General features: G+C 62.3%; 21 protein-coding genes and 1 pseudogene. 18 read left to right on the top strand and 4 right to left on the bottom strand.

Annotated elements, in window-relative coordinates; translation table 11 throughout:
- Nucleotides 1–156 precede the first annotated feature (156 nt).
- Genes KHQ26_RS01725 through KHQ26_RS01690 form a run of 8 tightly spaced genes read left to right on the top strand, consistent with a single transcriptional unit; the run spans nt 157 to nt 7,842 of the window.
- A complete protein-coding gene (locus KHQ26_RS01725) occupies nt 157–1,125 on the top strand; it encodes a PDR/VanB family oxidoreductase (protein ID WP_029497079.1) in 969 nt (322 codons plus the stop codon).
- An 11-nt stretch (nt 1,126–1,136) separates the two neighbouring features.
- Nucleotides 1,137–2,420 carry an amidohydrolase family protein gene (locus KHQ26_RS01720; RefSeq protein ID WP_020804620.1) on the top strand — a complete coding sequence of 428 codons (1,284 nt, stop codon included), beginning with the start codon at nt 1,137–1,139 and terminating at the stop codon, nt 2,418–2,420.
- Complete coding sequence (locus KHQ26_RS01715; protein ID WP_002908128.1) at nt 2,410–2,889, top strand: RidA family protein; 480 nt, start codon at nt 2,410–2,412, stop codon at nt 2,887–2,889. The genes KHQ26_RS01720 and KHQ26_RS01715 overlap by 11 nt, the downstream gene beginning before the upstream one ends.
- Entirely contained in the window at nt 2,886–3,767 is an 882-nt protein-coding gene (locus KHQ26_RS01710; RefSeq protein ID WP_020804612.1) for a creatininase family protein, read from the top strand. Before KHQ26_RS01715 ends, KHQ26_RS01710 begins: the two co-directional genes overlap by 4 nt.
- Nucleotides 3,767–4,750 carry an ABC transporter substrate-binding protein gene (locus KHQ26_RS01705; protein WP_020804623.1) on the top strand — a complete coding sequence of 328 codons (984 nt, stop codon included), beginning with the start codon at nt 3,767–3,769 and terminating at the stop codon, nt 4,748–4,750. Before KHQ26_RS01710 ends, KHQ26_RS01705 begins: the two co-directional genes overlap by 1 nt.
- Nucleotides 4,747–5,577, top strand: coding sequence for an ABC transporter ATP-binding protein (locus KHQ26_RS01700; protein WP_014907462.1), 831 nt, complete (start codon nt 4,747–4,749; stop codon nt 5,575–5,577). The genes KHQ26_RS01705 and KHQ26_RS01700 overlap by 4 nt, the downstream gene beginning before the upstream one ends.
- Before the next feature lies 1 nt (nt 5,578).
- Complete coding sequence (locus KHQ26_RS01695; protein ID WP_020804606.1) at nt 5,579–6,394, top strand: ABC transporter permease; 816 nt, start codon at nt 5,579–5,581, stop codon at nt 6,392–6,394.
- A 26-nt stretch (nt 6,395–6,420) separates the two neighbouring features.
- A complete protein-coding gene (locus KHQ26_RS01690) occupies nt 6,421–7,842 on the top strand; it encodes an FAD-binding oxidoreductase (RefSeq protein ID WP_020804626.1) in 1,422 nt (473 codons plus the stop codon).
- A 75-nt stretch (nt 7,843–7,917) separates the two neighbouring features.
- Here the strand turns inward: KHQ26_RS01690 and KHQ26_RS01685 are convergent.
- Nucleotides 7,918–8,384 (bottom strand): annotated as a pseudogene (locus KHQ26_RS01685) (chromate transporter); the annotation flags it as partial.
- Between KHQ26_RS01685 and KHQ26_RS01680 the strand changes: the two are divergent.
- Nucleotides 8,290–8,568, top strand: coding sequence for a hypothetical protein (locus tag KHQ26_RS01680; RefSeq protein WP_002908185.1), 279 nt, complete (start codon nt 8,290–8,292; stop codon nt 8,566–8,568). The pseudogene KHQ26_RS01685 and the gene KHQ26_RS01680 sit on opposite strands and share 95 nt — an antisense overlap.
- 165 nt (nt 8,569–8,733) lie before the next feature.
- Here KHQ26_RS01680 and KHQ26_RS01675 read toward each other — a convergent pair whose 3' ends face one another.
- Nucleotides 8,734–9,642 (bottom strand): DUF535 family protein, encoded by a 909-nt coding sequence (locus tag KHQ26_RS01675; protein WP_015874879.1) that lies wholly within the window; start codon nt 9,640–9,642, stop codon nt 8,734–8,736.
- A gap of 289 nt (nt 9,643–9,931) precedes the next feature.
- On the opposite strand from KHQ26_RS01675, the gene KHQ26_RS01670 reads away from it, so the two are divergent.
- Nucleotides 9,932–10,072, top strand: coding sequence for a hypothetical protein (locus KHQ26_RS01670; protein WP_002908189.1), 141 nt, complete (start codon nt 9,932–9,934; stop codon nt 10,070–10,072).
- A gap of 44 nt (nt 10,073–10,116) precedes the next feature.
- Here KHQ26_RS01670 and KHQ26_RS01665 read toward each other — a convergent pair whose 3' ends face one another.
- Complete coding sequence (locus KHQ26_RS01665) at nt 10,117–11,007, bottom strand: LysR family transcriptional regulator (protein WP_004189584.1); 891 nt, start codon at nt 11,005–11,007, stop codon at nt 10,117–10,119.
- Nucleotides 11,008–11,147: 140 nt separating this feature from the next.
- On the opposite strand from KHQ26_RS01665, the gene KHQ26_RS01660 reads away from it, so the two are divergent.
- The 6 genes from KHQ26_RS01660 to KHQ26_RS01635 are packed head-to-tail and all read left to right on the top strand — an operon-like array spanning nt 11,148 to nt 16,872.
- The gene (locus KHQ26_RS01660; RefSeq protein ID WP_004175762.1) at nt 11,148–11,855 is read left to right on the top strand and encodes a CoA transferase subunit A; all 708 of its coding nucleotides are present in this window, start codon (nt 11,148–11,150) and stop codon (nt 11,853–11,855) included.
- A 1-nt stretch (nt 11,856) separates the two neighbouring features.
- Entirely contained in the window at nt 11,857–12,513 is a 657-nt protein-coding gene (locus KHQ26_RS01655; protein WP_020804273.1) for a CoA transferase subunit B, read from the top strand.
- A 9-nt stretch (nt 12,514–12,522) separates the two neighbouring features.
- The gene (locus KHQ26_RS01650; RefSeq protein WP_004175759.1) at nt 12,523–13,704 is read left to right on the top strand and encodes an acetyl-CoA C-acetyltransferase; all 1,182 of its coding nucleotides are present in this window, start codon (nt 12,523–12,525) and stop codon (nt 13,702–13,704) included.
- A gap of 11 nt (nt 13,705–13,715) precedes the next feature.
- Nucleotides 13,716–14,639: a 3-hydroxyacyl-CoA dehydrogenase family protein gene (locus tag KHQ26_RS01645; protein ID WP_020804268.1), complete on the top strand. Its 924-nt coding sequence runs from the start codon at nt 13,716–13,718 to the stop codon at nt 14,637–14,639.
- 44 nt (nt 14,640–14,683) lie between these two features.
- A complete protein-coding gene (locus KHQ26_RS01640) occupies nt 14,684–16,078 on the top strand; it encodes a GntP family permease (RefSeq protein ID WP_014907456.1) in 1,395 nt (464 codons plus the stop codon).
- A 23-nt stretch (nt 16,079–16,101) separates the two neighbouring features.
- Nucleotides 16,102–16,872 (top strand): 3-hydroxybutyrate dehydrogenase, encoded by a 771-nt coding sequence (locus tag KHQ26_RS01635; protein ID WP_004189574.1) that lies wholly within the window; start codon nt 16,102–16,104, stop codon nt 16,870–16,872.
- Between the two features lie 19 nt (nt 16,873–16,891).
- Here the strand turns inward: KHQ26_RS01635 and KHQ26_RS01630 are convergent, their stop codons facing one another.
- Nucleotides 16,892–17,764, bottom strand: a complete 873-nt coding sequence (locus KHQ26_RS01630; protein ID WP_004145376.1) for a LysR family transcriptional regulator — start codon at nt 17,762–17,764, stop codon at nt 16,892–16,894.
- A 106-nt stretch (nt 17,765–17,870) separates the two neighbouring features.
- On the opposite strand from KHQ26_RS01630, the gene budA reads away from it, so the two are divergent.
- On the top strand, nt 17,871–18,650 hold the full coding sequence (gene budA, locus KHQ26_RS01625; protein ID WP_002908205.1) for an acetolactate decarboxylase: 780 nt from the start codon (nt 17,871–17,873) through the stop codon (nt 18,648–18,650).
- Between the two features lie 9 nt (nt 18,651–18,659).
- Complete coding sequence (gene alsS, locus KHQ26_RS01620) at nt 18,660–20,339, top strand: acetolactate synthase AlsS (protein WP_020804271.1); 1,680 nt, start codon at nt 18,660–18,662, stop codon at nt 20,337–20,339.
- The last annotated feature ends 23 nt before the right edge of the window (nt 20,340–20,362 follow it).

Here is a 20,362-nt window from a genome sequence, read left to right as displayed (position 1 = left end):
CGCAACAGTTTTATCACAATACCGTAGCATTCATAGCGGAGAAACGATCGTTTCACCCATTTTCTTGCATGCCGGACAGTTCACCGCGAAGGGGAGTTATCTCTTCGCCGCCCCTGGCCGCCCTGCAGACAGCGGAATGAGGGAGAGTAAACGGTAATGCACAGCCACGATCTTATTTCGGTCTCGGTCGGGGAAATACGCCCCAACGGACAGGGAAACCTATCCATAATTTTGCAGACGGCGGCCGGGGAAATATTACCGGCCTACTCTGCCGGGGCGCATATCGATATTATTATTCCCGGCGTCGGCTCCCGGCAGTATTCCCTGTGCGGCACGCCTGACCGCAGTAATACTTATGAAATTTGCGTCAGGCTGACTGACACCTCCACCGGCGGCTCACGCTATTTGCACCAGCAGCTCAAAGCCGGCGATCGGCTCGCCATTTCGCCGCCGCGCAACCATTTTCCCCTGCCGCAGGCCGGGCGCTACCTGCTGTTTGCCGGCGGTATCGGCATCACGCCTTTGCTGGCGATGGCTGAAGCGATTGCCGCCAGAAAGGGGGCGCTGGAGCTGCATTATTATGTCGCCAGTTCGCGCCAGACGGCCTTCTCCCCGCGCCTGAACCAGCTGACTGCGAACGGCACGGTGGCCATTCACTGCAGCGAGGAAGGCGCGTCGCTTCGCCAGCGGGTCCCCGAATGCTTAACTGTGCCCCACCCTGATACCGCAGTAATAGCCTGCGGCCCGGAGGGTTTTATTCAGAGACTGCGGTCGGTCATGGAGGAATATCGCTGGTCGCCGTCGCAGTTCGTATTCGAGCGTTTTACTCCCGCGGCGGAAAATAATACTGCGGCGAAAAATGCGTTTTATATTGAGCTGGCCTCCAGCGGGCAGCGCCTGCAGGTGGCCGCGGATCAAACCATTGCTCAGGTATTACAGCACGCCGGGGTGGAGGTAATGCTCTCCTGCGAACAGGGAATGTGCGGCTCCTGTATTACCGGGGTCCTCGACGGGATCCCCGAGCACCGGGACAGCGTGCTGACGGCGGAAGAGAAAGCCGGCAACGACCAGATCACGCTCTGCTGTTCGCGGGCGAAATCGCCGGGTCTGGTTTTGGATCTGTGAGGAGACTGACGATGACGCTCCCCTCCTCTTGCGCGCCGCTCACCGGTATCAGCCGCGCCCGACTCCCGGCCTGGGCGCTGCCCGACGGCTGGCCGACGCGGGCCAACGGTGAGCCGCTGCTGGCGGACCTGGCCTTTCGCGACGGCCGGATTGCCGCATTGACCCCAACCGACCAGCCGACTCCCGGCCTGTGGGACCTGGCGGGAGCCCTGACGCTCCCCGGCCTGGTGGAACCCCATGCCCATCTGGACAAGACATTCACCATTGAACGCTGCCGTCCGACGCAGGCCGGACTGCTGGCGGCGATCCACGCCATGCACGAGGATCGCCGACACTGGACCAGGGCAGATATTCAACGTCGGGCGTCCGCCGCGCTGGCCCGGGCGGCAGCGAATGGCGTGACCCATTTGCGCAGCCATGTCGACTGGTTTACCGCCGACGCGCCGGACGCCTGGCAGGAGATCGCCCGCCTCGATACCGGCGGCATCACCCTGGAGCGGGTGGCGCTGGTCCCGCTGCCCCTGTTTCAGGATCCGGTGGAAGCCGAGGCCATTGCCCGCGCGGTCGCCAACAGCGGGGAGCGCTGCCTGCTGGGCGGCTTCATCCACTCCTCCAACTGGGACGCCGCCGCCATGGAAAATCTGCTGTGCAGCGCGGCCCGCTGGGATCTGGATCTGGATTTGCATATTGATGAGGAGCTCAGCGAAGTGTCTCAGGGGCTGACCTGGCTGGCGGATCATCTCTCCCGCCACCCTTTTCCCGGGCATATCTGCTGCAGCCACGGCTGCGCGCTGGCCGCCGGCAGCGACGAACAGGCGGCGCCGATCCTGCGCCAGCTGGCGGCGCACGGCGTCACCCTTATCGCTCTGCCGATGACCAACCTGCTGCTGCAGGATGCGACGTTCGGCCGCACGCCGCGCCAGCGGGGGATCACTCTGCTGCACGAGGCGCAGGCCGCCGGCGTGGCCACCCTGCTCGGCTGCGACAACGTGCAGGATGCCTTCTGCCCGGCGGGAAGCTACGACCCGCTGGACACCCTGGCCTGCGGCCTGTTCAGCGCTCAGCTCAGCGACCTGTTCGACCGGCAGTCGCGGCTGATCTGCGATCGCGCGGCGCTAACCGGTTCGCCGGCAGACGCGGCGCCCTTTGCCATCGGCGCGGCGGCCAGCGTGGTGATTTTCCCGGGTAGCGACCGTTTTACCTGGCCTTTAAACAGCGCCGCCCGTCTGGTGGTTAACCGCGGCAGGTTAACCCACCGGCGCGTGTGGCAAGAGGAGATGGCACATGAGTCTTGAAGCAGGCGCGGGGGCGCCGCTGGCGCGGTATGCCGCCTGGCGCAGAGCCGGCGATTTTATCTTTCTCTCCGGCATTATTCCGGTCAATCCCCTGACCGGCACCATCGTCAACGGCTTTCAGGATGTGCCTGAGCCGGTGCGGGAGCTGCTGGGGGCGACCGGCGAATTTTCAACCGATGCGAAACAGGGCCCGATCCTCGCCCAGAGCTGGTACGTCCTGGAGAGCATCCGCCGCACCGTGGCGTCCGCGGGAGGGCAAATGAGCGACGTTATCAAACTGGTGCAGTACTTTCGCAACCTTGACCATTTTCCCTATTACAGCCGGGTCAGGAAGCTGTTTTACCCCGACCAGCCGCCCGTTTCCACCGTGGTGCAGGTCAGCGAAATGCTGCCCGACGCCACGGTACTGATTGAAGTCGAAGCGACCGTCTGGTTACCCCCGTCATTTAACTCCGAGGCACCGCGATGATTAACGGTTACATTCCTGCCGCGCGCTTTCTTCCTTTTCTGAGCTGGACGGACGTGGCCGCCCTGCCGGATAAAAGCAATACGGTTATCGTCCTCCCCACCGGGGCGATCGAACAGCACGGCCCGCATCTGCCCTGCTCGGTGGACAGCGTGATATCTTCCGGCGTGGCGGGCCATGCCCTCGCCCGGCTGCCGGCGGCGATCCCGGCCTACGCCATCCCGCCGATCGTCTACGGTAAGTCCGAGGAGCATCTGCATTTTCCCGGCACCCTGACCCTCAGCGGCGATACGCTGCTGCATACCCTGCTGGAGATCGCCGAATCCCTCTATCGGGCCGGTTTTCGCAAGCTGCTGATGATCAACGGCCACGGCGGCCAGCCGCAGATCCTGCAAATCGCCTGCCGGGAAATGCGCCTGCGCCACGGGGATTTCATCGCCATCCCGCACGATGTGTTCAACGTACCCAACTGCGAAAAACAGTTTCTCAGCCCGCATGAACAGCGGATGGCGATGCACGCCGGGCATAGCGAAACGGCGCTGATGCTGGCGCTGGCCCCGGAGTGCGTTCATATGGAGCGGGCGGTCGCCAACTTCCCGCCGGAATTCCCCTGCCCGACCCTGTCGAAAGGCCGCCCGGCGGCGGCGTGGGCGTCCTATGACTTTGGCCCCAGCGGGGTGATTGGCGACCCGACCCCGGCGACGCGGGAGCAAGGCGAAGGGCTTCTCAACTCCCTCGCCGCCAGTTGGGCGCAGGCGATCATCGAGATCCACCGCATGGCCTGGGTCGAACGTCGCGAACCGACCTGGGGCAAACAGCACTGGCACGGCTTTGTGCAGTCCCTACCACCTTCTTTCGCTGCTGAATCCAGGGAGCCCTGATGAATACCAGATTGACGCCCGTTTTTACCCTGCTGACCGTGGCCGCCCTCGCGACCTCAGCCTCCTGCTTCGCGGCGGAGAAGTTTACCTTTCTCACCAACTGGTATGCCCAGGCCGAACACGGCGGGTTTTACCAGGCCCAGGCCACCGGGCTGTATCAACACGCCGGTCTCGATGTCGAAATTAAAATGGGCGGCCCGCAGATCAACGTCATGCAGCTGATGGCGGCCGGTCAGGCGGACTGCACCCTTGGCGACAACGGCCAGGCGCTGGAGACCTGGCAGGCCGGGGTGCACGCGGTGACCGTCGCCACCGTGTTCCAGCACTCGCCGACGGTGTTTATCACCCATGACAAGGTGGAGAACCCGGCGGAACTTAAAGACAAAACCTTCCTGCTCGCCACCGAGGCCTATACCTCCTTCTGGCCGTGGGCGAAAAGCGAGCTGGGTCTGGCTGGTAGCAAAGTGCGCCCCTATACCTTTAACGTTCAGCCGTTCCTCGCCGATAAAAACCTGGTGCAGCAGGGCTACGTGACCTCGGAGCCGTTCTCCGTCGCCAAAGGCGGACAGCCGTTCTATGTCTATCCGCTCAGCGACTGGGGCTACCCGCCCTACGGCAACTCGATTATCTGTATGGCCGACACCATCCGCAAACGTCCGGCGGCGGTGGCGGCCTTCGTCAAAGCCTCCATGGAAGGCTGGAAAAGCTACCTGCAGGATCCCGCCCCCGGCAACAGCCTGATCGGTAAAGCAAATCCGCAGATGGGCGCCGAGCAGATCGCCTTTGGCATTGCCCAGATGAAGCAGTACCAGCTGGTGACCGGCGGCGATGCTAAGTCCGGCGGTATCGGCATCATCACCGAGCCGCGGCTGAAGAAAACCTGGGACATGCTGGTGAAAAACAAACTGATCGACGCCAGCAGGGTGCCGTTTGAGCAGACTTACACCCTGGAGATGGTCAAAGACGCCGGAGTGATGCCATGAATACCGCCCCGAAACTGACCGTGATGAGCGATACCCGCTTTATACCCGCCGCTGCCACCCCGGCCATCGAGGTGCTGTCGGCGGAGAAAATCTACAGCAACGGCACCCGGGCGCTGCTGCCCGTTAACCTGACAATCAATCAGGGGGAGTTTATTACCCTGCTCGGCCCGTCCGGCTGCGGGAAGAGTACGCTGCTGAAGATGGTCGCCGGCCTGGTGGAGCCCAGCGACGGCAAGCTGATGCTGTGGCGGCGCGATAGCCGGGAGAAAGCCCAGCATCCGCTGTCGTTCGTCTTCCAGGAAGCCACCCTGATGCCGTGGAGCAGCGTGCGCAATAACGTCAGGCTGCCGCTGGATCTGGCCGGCGTGCCGCGCGCGGAAGGTAATACCCGGGTGAGTGAAGTCCTTGAGCTGGTGGGGCTGGGCAAATTCGCCGACGTCCTGCCGCGCGAACTCTCCGGCGGCATGCAAATGCGCGTCTCCATCGCCCGCGGCCTGGTCACCCGGCCAAAGCTGCTGCTGATGGATGAGCCCTTCGGCGCGCTCGATGAAATTACGCGTAACAAACTCGACAGCGACCTGCTGCGTCTCTGGCAGGAGCAGAACCTGACGGTGGTGTTTGTCACCCACTCGATCCACGAAGCGGTGTTTCTCTCACAGCGGGTGATCATGATGGCGGCCCGTCCCGGACGGGTGGTGGAAGATATCGCCATCCGGGAGCCGTTCCCGCGCAGCGAGGCGTTCCGCGTCAGTCCGGCCTTTTCCCTGTATGCCCGTCAGCTGCAGGACAGTCTGTTGCAGGCCAGCCAGTCTGGTATGGAGCCATAATATGAAAAACACAACCTCAACGCCGTGGGTCCAGCATCCGCGTTTTCTCAAAATTCTCTATCCGACCCTCGTCGCGGTGGCGATGGTGCTCCTGTGGCAGGGCGCGGTGAGCTATTTCCGTATCCCGGCCTTTCTGGTGCCGTCGCCGCTGGTGATGCTGGAAAGCCTGTGGACGCATCTCACGCCGCTGCTGCTGGCGCTGCTGTTCACACTCAAGATCACCCTGATCTCGTTTCTGCTGTCGATTGTCATCGGCGCCGCGGTGGCGTTTATCCTGGTGCAGAACCGCTTTGTGGAAACCGCCCTGTTTCCCTACATCGTGTTTTTGCAGGTGACGCCGATCGTCGCCATCGCCCCGCTGATCATCATCTGGGTGAAAGATGCCACGCTCTCGCTGGTGGTGTGCGCCACCCTGATGGCGGTGTTTCCCATCATCTCCAATACCACTCAGGGACTGCGCAGCGTCTCCCCCGGCCTGCTGAGCTATTTTCGCCTCAATCACGCCAGCCGCTGGCAAACGCTGGTGCGGCTGCGTATCCCCTCGGCGCTGCCCTATTTCTTCGGCGCGCTGCGTATTTCCAGTGGGCTGTCGCTGATTGGCGCGGTGGTGGCGGAGTTTGTCGCCGGGACCGGCGGGACCAATACCGGGCTGGCCTATCAGATCCTACAGGCCGGCTACCAGCTGGATATCCCGCTGATGTTTGCCGCGCTGCTGCTGATCTCTCTCGCCGGTATCGCGCTGTTTGGCGTGATGTCCTGGGTCTCGCGCCGGGCGCTCAGCGCCTGGCATGAAAGCGAAGCCGTGCAATCTCATTAATGTTCTGCTGACGAACAGGAAAAAGAATGATGACTGATGAACAGCGTCAACACGCGGTCGCGGCGATCCAGCAGGCACTCCCGGCGCTGGAGTGGACCTTACAGCCGGCGAAGATCAAACGGCTCTCCCGCGATTTTCACTGGTTCAGTCCGCTACTCACCGAGCAACTGGCGGGGAAACAGGCGGACGCGGTGGTTCGCCCGCGCGATGAAGAGGAGCTGCGCCAGCTGGTCTGCGCCTGCGCGCAGCACCAGCTGCCGCTGACCCTGCGCGGCAGCGCCACCGGCAACTACGGACAGCTGGTCCCCCTCGAAGGCGGGCTGCTGGTGGATATGACCGGGCTCAACCAGATCGTCGCCCTCGGCAACGGCACAGTGAGGGCCCAGGCCGGCATTCGCCTGGCGGACATCGAAACCGCCGCCCGCCCGACGGGCTGGGAGCTGCGCTGTATGCCATCGACCTATCGACTGGCGAGCCTGGGCGGTCTCTACGGCGGCGGGTTCGGCGGCATCGGCTCCATCAACTATGGGCCGCTGGCGGCGCCCGGCAATGTGCTCAGCGTCAAAGTGATGACCGTCGAGCCGGCCCCCCGCGTGCTGACCGTCCCGGCTCCCGAAGCGCTGCTGCTGCATCACGCCTACGGCACCAACGGCATTATCCTGGAGGTTGAGCTGGCGCTGGCGCCCGTGCACCAGTGGATTGAACGTCTGGACGTGTTTGACGATTTCGCCGATGCGCTGAACTATGCCAACGCCTGCGTCCGCTCGCCGGGGCTGGTGAAGCGCCAGGTGGCGCTGCTGGCCACGCCGATCGCTGACTATTTTAGCCACCTCAACGATCGTTACCGCGCCGGGCAGCATGCGGTTATCAGCCTGATCGCCGAGGAGAGCGAAGGACTCTGCGCCAGCCTGTTACCGCGCCATCACGGGAGCAACGCCATCCGGCAGGCCAGCGAGGAGGCCCGGACGCGCAACGGCTCGTTAATGGAATACTGCTGGAACCACACCACCCTGCATGCGCTCAAGGTGGACAATACGCTGACTTATCTGCAGACGGCGTTTGATCCGCTGCGCTATCCGCAGCAAATTTTACAGATGGAGCAGCACTTCGCCGGGGAGGTGATGTCCCATATTGAATTCCTGCGCGATATCGAGGGCAATCTCACCGCCAGCGGTCTGCAGCTGGTGCGCTATACCACGCCCGAACGTCTTAACGACATCATGCAGATATTTCGCGACAACGACGTCAAGATTAACAACCCCCACGTGCTGCAGGTTGAGGACGGCAAACAGGGCGTGATTCGTCCCGACGTCGTGGCGGTGAAACAGTCTCTCGACCCGGCGGGATTGCTTAACCCCGGCAAGCTGCGCGGCTGGGCGCTGCGCGACCAGCTGGAACTGGACAGCAACCCGCTGACGCGGGCCACCCGCGAAAGCCCCACGACCTGATGGTCCCCGGTCCGGTTGGGCGCTAACGGGTCGCTGGCCCGTTGCCGCCCAACATCATCCTGCGCCGGACAGTCCCGCCATATGGACGATAAAGCCCACCGCGGCGGCGGCCAACGGCGCGGTAAATCCCACTTTATTATGGGTGGTTTCGATAAACGGCCCGCCGGCGAGAATAAAGATAAACGAGGGCAAAAGGTAAACCATGTCACCAGGCACGCCGCCGCGATGCCCCCCAGCAGCACTTCATCAACGCCCAATACCGCTTTGGTGTAACCGCCGACAAACCCGACAAAGGTCACCACCATGATCAACGGTCCGGGGGTCGATTCCCCCAGGGCGAGGCCGTCCATCATCTGCCCTGCGGTCAGCCAGCCATAGTGGGTCACCGCCCCCTGGTAAACGTAAGGCAGGACGGCATACGCCCCGCCGAAAGTCATCAGCGCGGCTTTGGTAAAGAACCCGCTCATCTGGGTCAGCGGATGCGCCCAGCCCAGCATTAGCGCCAGGGCGGCCATCGGCACCAGCCACAGCAGTATCCCGGCGCTGGTGCTGTTCGCCCTGATGGAATGGGGCCACCAGCACGTGCTGCATAGCGCGCCGCCTATTGCATTGGTGGACAGCGCCAGCGGCGAGACCGTCCATCCGGGGTTCGTCACTGCCAGCGGCAGCGTGGCGAGCCCCAGCGCGCTACAGATCGTCAAAGCCGGTACCCATGCCGAAACCTGAGGAATGTATTCCTGGCACTGCTTGCCGGACGCGCGGCCTCGCCATTTTCGACCGGCCACAAAAGCCCTGGGATAGGATGAAATCTGGCTGGAAACGCGCCAGTGAAGAAAGGATATCGTCAGGCGGGCAGCAGCCCCCTGCTGCCCGCCTGACGTGTGAGTGGCGTTAATTCACCCGCGCAGGCAAGGTAATTTGCTGCAGGGCATTCGCCATATTAATCTGAATCAGCTCTTTAAGACCTTCGCGCTTAATAAACTGGCTCCGGTGCTTACTTTTCACCTCTTCAATACTCTTTTTGATCTCTTGCGCCGGCAGTTTATACCAGCCGCGAGCCTGTTTCTCACCGCCCATTTCCAGCCACAGCGATGAATAACTGGCTTTCACCAGATCGCTTTTCACGTGGTAATCAGAATCGATGGCGTAGACCGTGGAGATGTTGAAATATCGCAGCAAACCATACAGCACGCTCATGATGATATTTTTCGGCCGCGCGCCATGCAGCTCTTTAGTCAGCACCTTCACTTCGTCATTGGTGATATCTTTCCCGCCCTGGATGCCGCCGATATAAGCGCGGCCATCGTCGGTGCAGGAAAAACAGACGCTATAGACGCGCCGGTCGCCAAGAAACAGCTGCAGCATCAGCTCCCCTTCCTCCTGAAACGGCGAGGCCAGCAGCTTAACGTCAAGCTTATCGCCATTTTTCAAGGGAATAGAAAACATCTCGCGGCCAAAATCCGCGACATTGTAGAGCTGCGGCAGGATATCAGGGTGAAACGTTTTCTCGATGAAATTCAGTGAACCATGGGCAATATCCAGTTTGCGTCGTTTTGACAGCCGTTTATTGAGATACGCTTTAAACGGTTTATCCTCAAAAGGCACCAGTCCTTTGGTCACCGCGGTCAACCGCGCGCACTGATATTTCGCACAAAGTCCTTGATATTCTCTGTATTTACCTCCTGCGAGCGAGAGCTCTCTGCATTTTCGTAAAATTTTTTTATAGCTTATTTTGACCTGACCGATCACTTTATTATGTTTACGCCATTCTTTGATGGCGCCTGCAACAGTATGTTCCATTGATTAAGATCCATAGATTCATCCATAATCGCGGCCATATTAACATAAAAGCGTTTCGTCAACGCTTAATTACTCCTTCGTTGTCCTTTCATTTAATATTTAGGCAGGAAATTATCCTGGCGACGTTATTTGTCGCTAAACTTATTCTGTCAACGATTATTTATGGTAGGTAACGCCCTCCGCTCAGCGACTTAACGCTCTGTGCCTTCGGCGCGAAGCGCGGCTACATCCGCTGGCGGTTATGCCCTATACTTGACCCTGATTCAAAACCAGCAACGATAGGTAACTTATGGAAATTGATCTCGACAACCTGGTCTTCAGCGGCCTGGATGAAGCGGAAGAGCGCAACGCGGAGCGTCTGGAAGAAGCGGACAAAAAAGCCCAGGCGATCGTTGCCGACGACGACTGCGGCGACGCCTGCAAAATCTGATTGTCAAACCGGCCAGCAGGCCGGTTTTTTTTGACGCCCACACCTCAGGTGGGTAAAAACCCTTTCAGCGTATCCAGCAGCGCCTGCGCCGCCTTCGACAGCGGCAGATGTCCGGCATGGATCGCGCCGACGCACTTCTCAATCGGCGGATCGCTGAGCGGGATGCAGACGGCGCCCAACGATGCCATCTGCGTTTTACACAGCGCCGGCACCGCGCTGCCCCCCAGGCCGCTGGCCACCATTCTCCCCACCGTCACCAACTGATGACTCTCCAGCGCCACGTCCAGCTGACGTCCGCTGCGCGCCAGCGCCTCCTCCAGCATCAGGCGTACCGCCGAGGGGCGCTGCAGGGTAATAAAGTCGAGGGTCAACAGCTCCTGCCAGGTGAGCTGCTTTTTCTTCGCCAGCGGGGATTGTTGGGGAACGATCGCCACGAAGCGGTCCACCGCCAGCGGGGTAAACAGCAGGTTGTGGTTGGGCGATGGCTCGAAAGCGATGCCCATCTCCACCCGCCCCTCGCGCACCATCTCGATCACCTGCTCATTAATCACGTCATGCACAGTGACGTTCACCCCGGCATAGCGGTCGCGAAAGGCTTTCAGCGCCTCCGGCAGAACGTTGGCGGCAAACGACGGCATCGCGGCGACCGAAATTTTCCCCCGCTGCAGGGTAAAGCTCTGACGCATGGCCTCCTCGACGTTATCCCAGTCGGCCAGCAGCTGACGGGCCATCGGCAGAAAGAGTTCCCCCTCCTGGGTGAGGGTCACTTTGCGGGTGCTGCGCTGCAGCAGCGCGCCGCCCAGCGCCTCCTCCAACCCTTTGATGGTCAGGCTGAGAGCTGGCTGCGACAGATTCAGCCTTTCGCTGGCGTGGGCGAAATTCAGAGTGTGAGCTACCGCTAAAAACGCGCGTAACTGTTTGACACTCATTCTCATTTTTCATCCTGTTAACTAATTGAAAAAAATTAGTTAACAGGAAATTAATTAAAATTCCAAATGAGTGAGTCACAAATTCAAAATTATCAAATCAGTCGCCTGCGCCAATGATAAGGCTATCGCAAGGCAGGAGAGACAAGATGGCAGGACTGGATAAACGCGTCGCCAGTTACGAAGCGGCGCTGGAAGGGTTAACGGACGGCATGACGCTGCTCGCCGGCGGCTTCGGCCTGTGCGGCATTCCCGAGAACTTGATCGCCGAGGTGCAGCGTCGCCAGGTGCAGGGGCTGACGGTGGTCTCCAACAACTGCGGGGTCGACGGTTTCGGTCTCGGCATGCTGCTGGAGTCGCGCCAGGTCAGCAAGGTGGTGGCCTCTTACGTCGGGGAAAACGCGCTGTTTGAACAGCTGGTGCTGAGCGGCGAGCTGGCGGTAGAACTCACCCCACAGGGAACGCTGGCGGAAAAAATCCGCGCCGGCGGCGCCGGCATCCCCGGCTTTTACACCGCCACCGGGTATGGCACCCCCGTCGCCGAAGGCAAAGAGGTGCGCCAGTTCGACGGAAGACACTACATCCTTGAAGAGGCGATCCGCGGCGATTTCGCGCTGGTCAAAGGCTGGAAAGCCGACTGGTACGGCAACGTGGTCTATCGCCACACCGCGCAGAATTTCAACCCGCTGATGGCCACCGCCGGGCGCATTACGGTGGTGGAGGTGGAAGAGATTGTGCCGCCGGGCGAACTGCCCCCCTCCGCCATCCATACTCCGGGGATCTATGTCGACCGGCTGATCGTCGGGCAATTCGAAAAACGTATTGAACAGCGCACCCTGCGCGCCGGAGGGCACTGAGATGCTGACCCGTGAACAAATGGCGATGCGCGTCGCCCAGGAGCTGCGCGACGGCGACTACGTCAACCTCGGGATCGGTATCCCGACGCTGGTGGCCAACTACATTCCCGCCGGCATTGAAGTGATGCTCCAGTCGGAGAACGGCCTGCTGGGGATGGGCGAATTTCCCGATGAGGAAACCATCGACGCCGACATGATTAACGCCGGTAAACAAACCGTCACCGCGCAAACCGGGGCGGCGATCTTCGATTCCGCCCAGTCGTTCGCCATGATCCGCGGCGGCCACGTCGACCTGACCGTTCTTGGCGCCTTTGAGGTCGACGTCGCGGGCAACATCGCCTCATGGATGATCCCTGGAAAAATGGTCAAGGGGATGGGCGGCGCCATGGACCTGGTAGCCGGCGCGCGGAACATCATCGTGGTGATGACCCACGCCTCAAAAAACGGCGAATCCAAACTGCTGCCGCAGTGCACCCTGCCGCTCACCGGCGTGGGCTGTATTCGCCGGGTACTCACCGATCTGGCCCTGCTGGAGATTGTCGACGGCGCGTTTGTCCTGCGCGAAGTGGCCCCGGGGGTCAGCCCCGACGAGGTGATACGTAAAACGGCGGGACGGCTGATCGTCGCTGACGACGTGCGCGAAATGCGCTTCAGTTAAGGAGAGACCATGACCGATATTGCCATTGTTGCTGCAGTACGCACCCCGGTAGGCAGCTTTCGCGGCGCCTTCGCCCCTCTTTCCGCCGTCGACCTCGGCGCAGCGGTGGTGCGCGGCCTGCTTGAACGCTGCCAGCTGCCCGCCGCAGCGGTCGACGAACTAATTTTCGGCCAGGTGCTTACCGCCGGCTGCGGGCAAAACCCGGCGCGCCAGACCGCGCTGCGGGCCGGCCTGCCGGTCGACACTCCGGCGGTCACCGTCAATCTGGTGTGCGGCTCCGGACTGAAAGCGGTTCAGCAGGCGGTGCAGGCGATCCGCTGCGGCGACGCCGGGATCGTTATCGCCGGCGGCCAGGAGAGTATGAGCAATGCTCCCTATCTGATGCATGGCGCCCGCGACGGCCTGCGTTTCGGCCACGCCAGCCTACAGGACAGCATGATCCAGGACGGCCTGTGGGACGCCTTTAACGACTACCACATGGGCATTACCGCCGAGAACCTCGCCGACGCCTTCGACATCAGCCGCGAGCGCCAGGACGCCTTCGCCGCCAGCTCCCAGCGCAAAGCGGCGGCTGCTATCGCCGCCGGGCGCTTTCGTGAGGAGATCGTTCCGGTCAGCGTCCCGCAGGGCAAAAAGCCGCCGCGATTCGTGACTGACGATGAGCAACCGCGCCCGGAGACCAGCGAGCAGCAGTTGGCCCAGCTGCGCCCGGCGTTTCGCCCGGCTGACGGCAGCGTCACCGCCGGGAATGCCTCGTCGCTGAACGACGGCGCCGCGGCGGTCCTGCTGATGCGCGTCGATAAAGCGCGCGAGCTTGGGCTGCCGGTGCTGGCGCGCATTGTCAGCTCAGCGGTCGCCGGGGTCGACCCATCGGTGATGGGCATCGGCCCGGTGAGCGCCTGCCGCCAGGCGCTGCATCGCGCCGGCTGGACGCTGGACGAGGTGGACCTTATCGAAGCCAACGAGGCTTTTGCCGTCCAGGCGCTGGCCGTCGGTCAGCTGCTTGAGTGGGATAGCGAGAAGGTCAACGTCAACGGCGGCGCCATCGCCCTTGGACATCCCATCGGCGCCTCCGGCTGCCGGATCCTCGTCAGCCTGGTGCATGAGATGCAGCGCCGGGGCGCCAGCAAAGGGCTGGCAACCCTGTGCGTCGGCGGCGGCCAGGGCATCGCCATGACTCTACAACGTTAACAGGAGCCACTATGTTTACACCACGCCTGGCGGTACTCGGCGCGGGACTGATGGGCGTCGGTATCGCCTGCCATTTCGCCCGCCACGGTCACGCCGTCCGCCTGTATGACACCGATCCGCAGCGTCTCGCCGAGGTTCCGGCAGTGGCCAGCGCCATCCTGTGCGAGCTGGAGGCCAGCGGTCAACAGGATCCCGTCGACCGCGACGCGGTGCTGGCCCGTCTGACCCCCACCCCGACGCTGAATGCCCTGGCCGATGCCACGCTGCTGATTGAAGCGATCCCCGAACGGCTGGCGCTGAAGCACGCCCTGTACGCCGAGCTGGAAACGCTGATCGCCGACGAGGCGATTATCGCCAGCAACACCAGCGGCCTGCCGCCGGATCAGCTGGCGCAGGGCATGCGCCTCCCGGAACGGCTACTGATCGCTCATTTCTGGCATCCGCCGCACCTGATCCCGCTGGTGGAGGTGGTGCCCGGGAGCGCCACGCTGCCTCATCTGGCGCGCGAGGTGAGCGACTTTTGCGCCGCCTGCGCGCTGGAGGCGGTGGTGCTCAACCGCGCCGCGCCGGGCTTTGTCGGCAACCGGCTGCAGTTCGCCCTGCTGCGCGAAGCGCTGCATATCGTCCACAGCGGCATCGCTTCCCCGGAGGTGGTGGACCAGGTGATGCGCGCCTCGCTGGGCCGCCGCTATGCGATGGTCGGCCCGCTGGAGGCTGCGGACATGACCGGCCTGGCGACGGTCCAGGATATCTGCCAGCACCTGCTGCCGGAGCTGGCCAGCGGCACGGAGATGATGTCGCTGGTGGCGGAGAAAGTGGCGCGAGGCGACACCGGCGCCCGCAGCGGGCAAGGCTTTTACCGCTGGGACGAGGCCCGGCACCAGCGCATCCAGTCGCGTCGGGAACACCAGCTGCGCTTCGCCCTGAAACCCTAGTATCGCGTTCTGTACCCCTACAATAACAATGAGAGTGAGACGTCGTGATGAGTGTGATAATAGCCCTGGCCGCGCTGGCGTTACTGATGCTGGCAGCCTACCGTGGATACAGCGTGATCCTCTTTGCGCCGATCGCCGCCCTCGGCGCGGTGCTCCTCACCGACCCGGGCGCGGTCGGCCCGGCCTTTACCGGCCTGTTTATGGAAAAAATGGTCGGCTTTGTGAAGCTCTATTTCCCGGTGTTTCTGCTGGGCGCGGTATTCGGCAAGCTGATTGAGCTGTCGGGATTCTCTCGTTCGATTGTCGCCGCCGCCATCCGCATCCTTGGGCGCCGCCACGCGATCCCGGTGATCGTGCTGGTGTGCGCCCTGCTGACCTACGGCGGGGTGTCGCTGTTTGTGGTGGCCTTTGCCGTCTACCCTTTCGCCGCCGAACTATTTCGCCAGAGCGGGATCCCCAAACGGCTGATCCCCGCCACCGTCGCCCTCGGGGCATTCTCGTTTACCATGGACGCCCTGCCCGGCACGCCGCAGATCCAGAATATTATTCCCACCAGCTTCTTCGGCACCAACGCCTGGGCGGCCCCCTGGCTGGGGCTTATCGGCTCGCTGTTCATTATCATCTTCGGTTTGCTGTGGCTGGAGCGTCAGCGCCGCAAAGCGCAGGCCCGCGGCGAAGGCTATGGGACCGACCTGCAAAATGAGCCGGAGACCCCGGATGACATCGATCTGCCGCATCCGCTAATCGCTATCGCCCCGTTGCTGTTAGTGGGGGTGCTGAATTTGCTGTTCACCCACTGGATCCCGCAGTGGTACGGCGCCAGCCATGAGCTCACCCTGCCGGGCCTGGCGAAGCCTGTCGTCACCGAAGTGGGAAAAATCACCGCCATCTGGGCGGTGCAGGCGGCGCTGCTCTCCGGCATTGTGCTGGTGCTGGTTTGCGGCTATCGCAATATCCGCGGCCGGCTGGCGGAGGGAAGCCGGACGGCGGTGGGCGGGGCTATTCTCGCGGCGATGAACACCGCCTCTGAGTATGGCTTCGGCGCGGTTATCGCCGCCCTGCCGGGTTTCCTTGTGCTGTCAAAAGCCCTCGCGGCCATTCCCAATCCGCTGTTAAACGAGGCGATCAGCGTCACGGTGCTGGCCGGGATCACCGGCTCGGCCTCCGGGGGGATGAGCATCGCCCTGGCGGCGATGTCCGAGACCTTTGTCGCCGCCGCCCACGCCGCCAATATTCCGCTCGAGGTACTGCACCGTGTCGCCGCCATGGCCAGCGGCGGCATGGACACCCTGCCGCACAACGGGGCGGTGATCACCCTGCTGGCGATCACCGGCCTGAGCCATCGCCAGGCCTACGGCGGCATTTTCGCCATCACGGTGATCAAAAGCCTCGCGGTACTGTTTGTCATTGCCACGTTCTATGTGACCGGCATTGTCTGATACCAGATTGAAGGAGTAATACAATGAACTTACACGGTAAAACGGCGCTGGTCACCGGCTCCACCAGCGGCATCGGTTTAGGGATCGCCAAAGTGCTGGCGCAGGCAGGCGCCCAGCTGGTGCTCAATGGCTTCGGCGACAGCAGCCACGCCCGGGCTGAAGTCGCCGCGCTGGGCAAGATCCCCGGCTATCACGACGCCGACCTGCGCGACGTCGGGCAGATCGAGGCGATGATGCACTATGCCGAAAGCACCTTCGGCGGCGTCGATATCGTGATCAATAACGCCGGCATCCAGCACGTGGCCCCGGTGGAGCAGTTCCCGGTGGACAAATGGAACGATATTCTCGCCATCAATCTCTCCAGCGTCTTCCACACCACCCGCCTGGCGCTGCCGGGTATGCGCCAGCGCAACTGGGGGCGCATCATCAACATTGCCTCAGTGCATGGCCTGGTGGCGTCGAAAGAGAAATCGGCCTACGTCGCCGCCAAGCACGCGGTGGTCGGGCTGACCAAAACCGTGGCCCTGGAAACCGCGCGCAGCGGCATCACCTGCAACGCCATCTGCCCGGGCTGGGTGCTAACCCCGCTGGTGCAGCAGCAGATCGATAAGCGCATCGCCGAGGGGGTCGACCCGGAGCAGGCCAGCGCCCAGCTGCTGGCGGAAAAACAGCCCTCCGGGGAGTTTGTCACCCCGCAGCAGCTGGGCGAAATGGCGCTGTTTCTGTGCAGCGACGCCGCCGCCCAGGTGCGCGGCGCCGCATGGAACATGGATGGCGGCTGGGTGGCGCAGTAAGCCGCTGGCGCCGCGAAGATCAGAACATCGCCAGAAAGCGTTTCACCGTACGCGAGCGCTCGAAGCGCCGCCAGGCGATGGCGATATCGGTCTTCAGCGGCGCCCCGCTAAGCGGGTGATAGCTGACGTTCGGCTGCTGGATGCAGGTCATCGACTGCGGAACCAGCGCGAAGCCGAAGCCAGCATTGACCATGCTCAGCGACGACGAAATTTGCGACGACTGCCAGGCGCGCTCCATATCGATCCCGGCGCGCAGGCAACTGTTATACACCAGCTCATACAGCCCGGGGGCCACCTCCCGCGGGAAGAGGATCGGCGCCACGTCGCGCAGCTGCTCCAGGGCCAGGGTCGGCTGCGTCGCCAGCGGGTTATCGCGCGGCAGCGCGATAACCATCGGCTCCTCATCGATAATCCGCAGATTAAAGGCTTTACTGCTCTCGCACGGCAGGCGGACGAAGGCGATATCCAGCTCGGCCTCGCTCAGGGCGGTCATCAGATTGGCCATATTGTCTTCCATCTGGTGCAGGGTCACCCCGGGGTGGTCGAGCTGAAAACGGTGCAGCAGCGTGAAGATTTGCGGATGGAAAGCATCAGAACTGGTAATGCCTAGCGACAGGCTGCCGTTCATCCCGCGCGCAATGCCCTTGGCCTTCTCCAGCGCCGCATCGCTCATGGCGAGGATCTGGCGGGCATCCTCATAGAAAGACTCTCCCGCTTCCGTCAGCTCCACCCCACGGGTTAAACGCCGGAACAGCGGGGTTCCCACTTCGCGCTCAAGCCGCTGAATTTGCTGACTTAACGGAGGCTGTGAAATACCCAGCTCCTTGGCGGCCTGGGTGAAGTGCCGCGTCCTGGCGACGGCGACAAAATAGCGAAGATAACGAAGTTCCATATCGAAAACGTCTCAAACCAGCATGGTTTCTATATTGGAACTGTGAGCTGAATCGGGTCAACATTTATTTAACCTTTCTTATATTTGTTGAACGAGGAAGTGGTATATGAATCATTCTGCTGAATGCACCTGCGAAGAGAGTCTATGCGAAACCCTGCGGGCGTTTTCCGCGCAGCATCCCGAGAGCGTGCTCTATCAGACATCGCTCATGAGCGCCCTGCTGAGCGGGGTTTACGAAGGCAGCACCACCATCGCCGACCTGCTGAAACACGGCGATTTCGGCCTCGGCACCTTTAATGAGCTGGACGGGGAGCTGATCGCCTTCAGCAGTCAGGTCTATCAGCTGCGCGCCGACGGCAGCGCGCGCAAAGCCCAGCCGGAGCAGAAAACGCCGTTCGCGGTGATGACTTGGTTCCAGCCGCAGTACCGGAAAACCTTTGACCATCCGGTGAGCCGCCAGCAACTGCACGAGGTGATCGACCAGCAAATCCCCTCTGACAACCTGTTCTGCGCCCTGCGCATCGACGGCCATTTCCGCCATGCCCATACCCGCACCGTGCCGCGCCAGACGCCGCCGTACCGGGCGATGACCGACGTACTCGACGATCAGCCGGTGTTCCGCTTTAACCAGCGCGAAGGGGTGCTGGTCGGCTTCCGGACCCCGCAGCATATGCAGGGGATCAACGTCGCCGGGTATCACGAGCATTTTATTACCGATGACCGCAAAGGCGGTGGTCACCTGCTGGATTACCAGCTCGACCACGGGGTGCTGACCTTCGGCGAAATTCACAAGCTGATGATCGACCTGCCCGCCGACAGCGCGTTCCTGCAGGCTAATCTGCATCCCGATAATCTCGATGCCGCCATCCGTTCCGTAGAAAGTTAAGGGGGTCACATGGACAAACAGTATCCGGTACGCCAGTGGGCGCACGGCGCCGATCTCGTCGTCAGTCAGCTGGAAGCTCAGGGGGTACGCCAGGTGTTCGGCATCCCCGGCGCCAAAATCGACAAGGTCTTCGATTCACTGCTGGATTCCTCCATTCGCATTATTCCGGTACGCCACGAAGCCAACGCCGCATTTATGGCCGCCGCCGTCGGACGTATTACCGGCAAAGCGGGCGTGGCGCTGGTCACCTCCGGTCCGGGTTGTTCTAACCTGATCACCGGCATGGCCACCGCGAACAGCGAAGGCGACCCGGTGGTGGCCCTGGGCGGCGCGGTAAAACGCGCCGATAAAGCCAAACAGGTCCATCAGAGTATGGATACGGTGGCGATGTTCAGCCCGGTAACCAAATACGCCGTCGAGGTGACGGCGCCGGATGCGCTGGCGGAAGTGGTCTCCAACGCCTTCCGCGCCGCCGAGCAGGGCCGGCCGGGCAGCGCGTTCGTTAGCCTGCCGCAGGATGTGGTCGATGGCCCGGTCAGCGGCAAAGTGCTGCCGGCCAGCGGGGCCCCGCAGATGGGCGCCGCGCCGGATGATGCCATCGACCAGGTGGCGAAGCTTATCGCCCAGGCGAAGAACCCGATCTTCCTGCTCGGCCTGATGGCCAGCCAGCCGGAAAACAGCAAGGCGCTGCGCCGTTTGCTGGAGACCAGCCATATTCCAGTCACCAGCACCTATCAGGCCGCCGGAGCGGTGAATCAGGATAACTTCTCTCGCTTCGCCGGCCGGGTTGGGCTGTTTAACAACCAGGCCGGGGACCGTCTGCTGCAGCTTGCCGACCTGGTGATCTGCATCGGCTACAGCCCGGTGGAATACGAACCGGCGATGTGGAACAGCGGCAACGCGACGCTGGTGCACATCGACGTGCTGCCCGCCTATGAAGAGCGCAACTATACCCCGGATGTCGAGCTGGTGGGCGATATCGCCGGCACTCTCAACAAGCTGGCGCAAAATATCGATCATCGGCTGGTGCTCTCCCCGCAGGCGGCGGAGATCCTCCGCGACCGCCAGCACCAGCGCGAGCTGCTGGACCGCCGCGGCGCGCAGCTCAACCAGTTTGCCCTGCATCCCCTGCGCATCGTTCGCGCCATGCAGGACATCGTCAACAGCGACGTCACGTTAACCGTGGACATGGGCAGCTTCCATATCTGGATTGCCCGCTACCTGTACAGCTTCCGCGCCCGCCAGGTGATGATCTCCAACGGCCAGCAGACCATGGGCGTCGCCCTACCCTGGGCCATCGGCGCCTGGCTGGTCAATCCTGAGCGCAAAGTGGTCTCCGTCTCCGGCGACGGCGGCTTCCTGCAGTCGAGCATGGAGCTGGAGACCGCCGTCCGCCTGAAAGCCAACGTGCTGCACCTGATCTGGGTCGATAACGGCTACAACATGGTCGCTATCCAGGAAGAGAAAAAATATCAGCGCCTGTCCGGCGTCGAGTTCGGGCCGATGGATTTTAAAGCCTATGCCGAATCCTTCGGCGCGAAAGGGTTTGCCGTGGAAAGCGCCGAGGCGCTGGAGCCGACCCTGCGCGCGGCGATCGACGTCGACGGCCCGGCGGTAGTGGCCATCCCGGTGGATTATCGCGATAACCCGCTGCTGATGGGCCAGCTGCATCTGAGTCAGATTCTGTAAGTCATCACAATAAGGAAAGAAAA

The sequence above is a fragment of the Klebsiella sp. 10 genome, assembly GCF_018223925.1.
Classification (GTDB): domain Bacteria; phylum Pseudomonadota; class Gammaproteobacteria; order Enterobacterales; family Enterobacteriaceae; genus Klebsiella; species Klebsiella pneumoniae.
Note: the sequence above shows the minus strand (reverse complement) of the source record. Positions and strands in the feature narration are given on the sequence as shown.

Excerpts from the sequence above, each read along its gene's own strand:
- KHQ26_RS01725 (WP_029497079.1), top strand. The coding sequence starts at position 157 with ATGCACAGCCACGATCTTATTTCGGTCTCGGTCGGGGAAATACGCCCC.
- KHQ26_RS01720 (WP_020804620.1), top strand. The coding sequence starts at position 1,137 with ATGACGCTCCCCTCCTCTTGCGCGCCGCTCACCGGTATCAGCCGCGCC.
- KHQ26_RS01715 (WP_002908128.1), top strand. The coding sequence starts at position 2,410 with ATGAGTCTTGAAGCAGGCGCGGGGGCGCCGCTGGCGCGGTATGCCGCC.
- KHQ26_RS01710 (WP_020804612.1), top strand. The coding sequence starts at position 2,886 with ATGATTAACGGTTACATTCCTGCCGCGCGCTTTCTTCCTTTTCTGAGC.
- KHQ26_RS01705 (WP_020804623.1), top strand. The coding sequence starts at position 3,767 with ATGAATACCAGATTGACGCCCGTTTTTACCCTGCTGACCGTGGCCGCC.
- KHQ26_RS01700 (WP_014907462.1), top strand. The coding sequence starts at position 4,747 with ATGAATACCGCCCCGAAACTGACCGTGATGAGCGATACCCGCTTTATA.
- KHQ26_RS01695 (WP_020804606.1), top strand. The coding sequence starts at position 5,579 with ATGAAAAACACAACCTCAACGCCGTGGGTCCAGCATCCGCGTTTTCTC.
- KHQ26_RS01690 (WP_020804626.1), top strand. The coding sequence starts at position 6,421 with ATGATGACTGATGAACAGCGTCAACACGCGGTCGCGGCGATCCAGCAG.
- KHQ26_RS01675 (WP_015874879.1), bottom strand. The coding sequence starts at position 9,642 with ATGGAACATACTGTTGCAGGCGCCATCAAAGAATGGCGTAAACATAAT.
- KHQ26_RS01670 (WP_002908189.1), top strand. The coding sequence starts at position 9,932 with ATGGAAATTGATCTCGACAACCTGGTCTTCAGCGGCCTGGATGAAGCG.
- KHQ26_RS01665 (WP_004189584.1), bottom strand. The coding sequence starts at position 11,007 with ATGAGAATGAGTGTCAAACAGTTACGCGCGTTTTTAGCGGTAGCTCAC.
- KHQ26_RS01660 (WP_004175762.1), top strand. The coding sequence starts at position 11,148 with ATGGCAGGACTGGATAAACGCGTCGCCAGTTACGAAGCGGCGCTGGAA.
- KHQ26_RS01655 (WP_020804273.1), top strand. The coding sequence starts at position 11,857 with ATGCTGACCCGTGAACAAATGGCGATGCGCGTCGCCCAGGAGCTGCGC.
- KHQ26_RS01650 (WP_004175759.1), top strand. The coding sequence starts at position 12,523 with ATGACCGATATTGCCATTGTTGCTGCAGTACGCACCCCGGTAGGCAGC.
- KHQ26_RS01645 (WP_020804268.1), top strand. The coding sequence starts at position 13,716 with ATGTTTACACCACGCCTGGCGGTACTCGGCGCGGGACTGATGGGCGTC.
- KHQ26_RS01635 (WP_004189574.1), top strand. The coding sequence starts at position 16,102 with ATGAACTTACACGGTAAAACGGCGCTGGTCACCGGCTCCACCAGCGGC.
- KHQ26_RS01630 (WP_004145376.1), bottom strand. The coding sequence starts at position 17,764 with ATGGAACTTCGTTATCTTCGCTATTTTGTCGCCGTCGCCAGGACGCGG.
- budA (WP_002908205.1), top strand. The coding sequence starts at position 17,871 with ATGAATCATTCTGCTGAATGCACCTGCGAAGAGAGTCTATGCGAAACC.
- alsS (WP_020804271.1), top strand. The coding sequence starts at position 18,660 with ATGGACAAACAGTATCCGGTACGCCAGTGGGCGCACGGCGCCGATCTC.